The sequence below is a fragment of the Microcystis sp. M49636_WE2 genome (genome assembly GCF_030065375.1).
Taxonomy (GTDB): Bacteria; Cyanobacteriota; Cyanobacteriia; order Cyanobacteriales; family Microcystaceae; genus Microcystis; species Microcystis aeruginosa_C.
On record NZ_JASJFG010000117.1, the window covers coordinates 1 to 3,708 of the forward strand.

Annotated in this window: 4 protein-coding genes; 2 read left to right on the forward strand and 2 right to left on the reverse strand. The window is 41.7% G+C overall.

Annotated features, from left to right (window positions below; genetic code table 11):
* The coding region (locus PX484_RS02730) for a cysteine desulfurase family protein (protein ID WP_288102771.1) at positions 1 to 954 on the forward strand (954 nt) is incomplete at its 5' end.
* A 1-nt stretch (position 955) separates the two neighbouring features.
* Here the strand turns inward: PX484_RS02730 and PX484_RS02735 are convergent.
* On the reverse strand, positions 956 to 1,153 hold the full coding sequence (locus PX484_RS02735; RefSeq protein WP_002801007.1) for a hypothetical protein: 198 nt from the start codon (positions 1,151 to 1,153) through the stop codon (positions 956 to 958).
* Positions 1,154 to 1,519: 366 nt separating this feature from the next.
* Here PX484_RS02735 and PX484_RS02740 point away from each other — a divergent pair, with 366 nt between their 5' ends.
* A complete protein-coding gene (locus tag PX484_RS02740) occupies positions 1,520 to 2,461 on the forward strand; it encodes a TIGR04168 family protein (RefSeq protein WP_287765087.1) in 942 nt (313 codons plus the stop codon).
* A 185-nt stretch (positions 2,462 to 2,646) separates the two neighbouring features.
* On the opposite strand, the gene PX484_RS02745 is transcribed toward PX484_RS02740, so the two are convergent.
* Complete coding sequence (locus tag PX484_RS02745; RefSeq protein WP_287765133.1) at positions 2,647 to 3,588, reverse strand: hypothetical protein; 942 nt, start codon at positions 3,586 to 3,588, stop codon at positions 2,647 to 2,649.
* Between the last annotated feature and the right edge of the window lie 120 nt (positions 3,589 to 3,708).

Below are 3,708 nucleotides of genomic sequence, written 5' to 3' on the forward strand. Positions count from 1 at the left end.
GAAGCCGATAATTTAGCGATTATCGGGGTTGCTCAACAGTATAACCGCCCCCGTCATATAATTATTTCTAGTGTGGAACATTCGGCGATCGCTGAACCCTGTAAACAATTAGAGCAGCAAGGTTGGCAAATTACTCGTCTTCCCGTCAATCGTCAAGGTAGGGTTAATCCTTTAGACCTAAAAGCCGCAATTCAAAGCGATACGGTCTTAATTTCCATTATTTACGGACAAAGTGAGGTGGGAACCCTACAACCGATTGAAGAATTGGGCAGCATTGCCAGAGAAAGGGGAGTTCTTTTTCACACCGATGCGGTGCAGGTGGCGGCAAGATGCGATATTGATGTGCGGAAACTGCCCGTAGATTTATTATCTCTTTCCAGCCATAAAATTTATGGAATGCAAGGATCGGGGGCTTTATACATCAGAGCCGGTGTTGATATTTTACCATTACTGCGGGGCGGTGGTCAGGAAAAAGGCCTGCGATCGGGAACCCCAGCCGTACCAGCGATCGCCGCTTTCGGTTTAGCGGCCGAATTAGCCCAAAAAGACTTAATTAGCGAAAAAATGCGTTTAATCGCCCTGCGAGATCGATTATTTGACCTCTTAGCCGATTATCCTTATCTGCTGCCCACGGGGGACCGATTCTATCGTTTACCCCACCACGTCAGCTTTATTGTCCGTCCGGACGATGACAGTCACATCACGGGAAAACAGCTAGTTCGTCAGCTTAATTTAGCAGGAATCGGCATTAGTTCCGGATCCGCCTGTCATAGTGGCAAACTTTCCCCTAGTCCAATTTTAAAAGCTATGGGCTACAGCGATCGAGAGGCACTAGCGGGAATTCGTTTAACCCTGGGAAGGGACACCAGCGCCGCCGATATCGATTGGACGGCTCTAGTATTAAAACAAGTGATCGATCGCTGTTTATCTGCTTTAATTGTTAGCAAGAGTTAGTTTATCCCTCAAATTGTCCTTCGATCAAGATAATTTCGCCAAAATCGGGAATCCATGCCACCCAACGGCCCTGATCCTGTTCACAGAGTAGTAGAGCTTCATCAAAGCTGTATGGAGAGGGAAGCATTCTGAGTTGTACCCATGTGTTTGCTTGGGGGCAAGTAACAACGGCAGTAGTGCGAGATTGTAGTAAGAACATACACAGATCACCCTGATAATTCTGTATCTAAATTTACAAAAAAACCGATGACTGTGGGTAACTTTGTTTGAAATCTTTACATCTCCAGAAAATTATCGGCTGCATCTCCTAATTTGTGACTTTACCTCACCTATAGGTCAGCAGCAGAAGTTATTCCAAGAGGGCGAATGCAATTCGCCCCTACAATAATATTATTGCGCCCAAAATTTCCTCTAGATATTTCGACCAAATTGAGCCGATTACGCCAATGACCGGCACTTTTTTGATTTCAAAAAAGCCTCAAGATATTATCCGACAAGGTTTTTAGATTTATTCGGCCAATCCTAGTTATGATCATTACTGGTACATGATAGTTAATAACTGGTAATGGTAAGTTCTTTCCCTCGCAGCTATAAAATCGCCGTCATCGGTGACGTTCACGACCAATGGGAAATAGAAGATAATTTAGCTTTAGAAGCTTTACAAGTGGATTTAGCCCTATTTGTCGGCGATTTTGGCAATGAATCCCTAGAAATTGTCGGTCGGATTGCCAGTTTGTCCTTACCAAAAGCCGTTATTCTCGGTAATCATGACGCTTGGTATAGCGCCACCCCCTGGGGACGAAAACAATGTCCCTACGATCGCGATAAAGAAGATCGTGTCACCGCTCAGTTAGAATTATTAGGGGTTGCCCATGTGGGTTACTCAAAACTAGACCTACCCAGTTTACAGCTTTCGATTGTTGGGGGTCGTCCCTTTACTTGGGGGGGATCCGAGTGGAAAAATGGAGAATTTTTGCAAGAACGCTATAATATCAGCAGTTTTGCCGAATCTACTGCCAAAATTATCGCTAATATTCAAGATACTGCCTATAATAACCTGATTTTTTTAGCTCACAATGGTCCGGCTGGACTAGGAAAGGAAGCGGAAGCTATCTGTGGTCGCGATTGGCAACCCTTGGGAGGGGACCACGGGGATCCGGATTTAGCAGCGGCCATCGAACAAGCACAGCTATTAGGAAAACAGGTTCCTCTCGTCAGTTTCGGTCATATGCACCACCGTCTCCGTCATACTACTTCCCGTTTACGCAATCCCGTGGTCACTTCCGAGATGGGAACTGTTTATCTAAATGCTGCGAGTGTCCCTCGCATTCTCCACTCCGATAGGGGTAAATCTCGCAATTTTTCCCTAGTCACTCTTGAAGAAGGTCTAGTCACAGAAGCATCTTTAATCTGGTTGAATGATAATTTCGAGATTATCAGTAATAGAAAACTTTATCACTCCGGAGCGTCAATCGATCGCCTATCTCCTCAATCTTGTTATTCTTAAGTTTTGAAAATAGACCTTTTCTTAATCTTATGCGGTACAACCACTAATATCAGTTATCAGATGTCAGGTTTCAGTTAACTGTTTACTGATAACTGAAAAAAAGCTCCCCAATTCATAATTTATAATTCATAATTCATAATTTATAATTCATAATTCATAATTTATAATTCATAATTCATAATTCCCTATAGATAGTTAAGTTTTTGAGCGAGTAGAGGTAAAGCAAGAGCGATAGCAACACTAACAATCATACCGATAAAAGCTTTCAAGGCATCCCCTAAAACCAATTTACCCGTGGCGGCTAAATTAGGGGTTTCTCTGGTTAAAGTCAGAGAAATTTCTCGACCTCCTAATAAACCTAAAAATACCCAAGTGGTACTCATGGGAATATGATTATAGCCAACAAAAAACAGTAAAATTAAGCCATAAATCAAGTTAATAATTGTTGCAGAACGCGGATCATGGGCGTTAGTTTTGCTAGTGACAATTTTCTCGATTTGACCACCATGATTAATAAAAATGATGGTTTGCAGGAGTAGCATAACTGTTAGAGATAAAACTAACCATGTTGCTGCTAACTTTCTGGGAAGATAGGCGAAAATATTAGCAAAATCTTGCATTAACCATTGACTCCAGAGAAACCCGGTGGATAACCACTGTAAAACCACCCAGATTTTTTGAGGTTCTTTATTAACTGTTTCTAGGAAAAAGTTTTCTAATCGATAAATAATTCGATAGATGACTAACCCCACTATAACAGCAAGAGCATAACCCCAAGCGGATTTAACTAACATTTCATCTAGAGATTGGGGAGCAAAAACTGTTAAAACTAAAAAGGTTGTACTCACGGGTATTCCCCAAGTGGTGAGAATTAAAATTGCTAAGGGAGGAACGATATAAATCCAAGTAAAATTTTCTGGTAAGGGAATCATTTCTAGTCGATTATAAGCCACATCTCCCTGATTAATGTACCAACCAGCGATAAAAATCGAGGCTAAGATTATACTGGAATACAGCCATAAAATCCACCAGGGACGTTCTTCATTGGCACTTAAAAAAGTCCCTAAAGTCTGTAGGGAATCGTTGGCAACGATTGCATAAGCTGATAGAATAAAGCCAGCAATCATAAAAAAATTACTCATAGACAAGTGAAAAAAAAATAAAACTTAAAGTAATACAAATCCCGTTCAAACAGTAGAGAAAAGCGCAGAGGTAGGAGAGCGGGAAGTGGGGAAGTGGGAATAAAC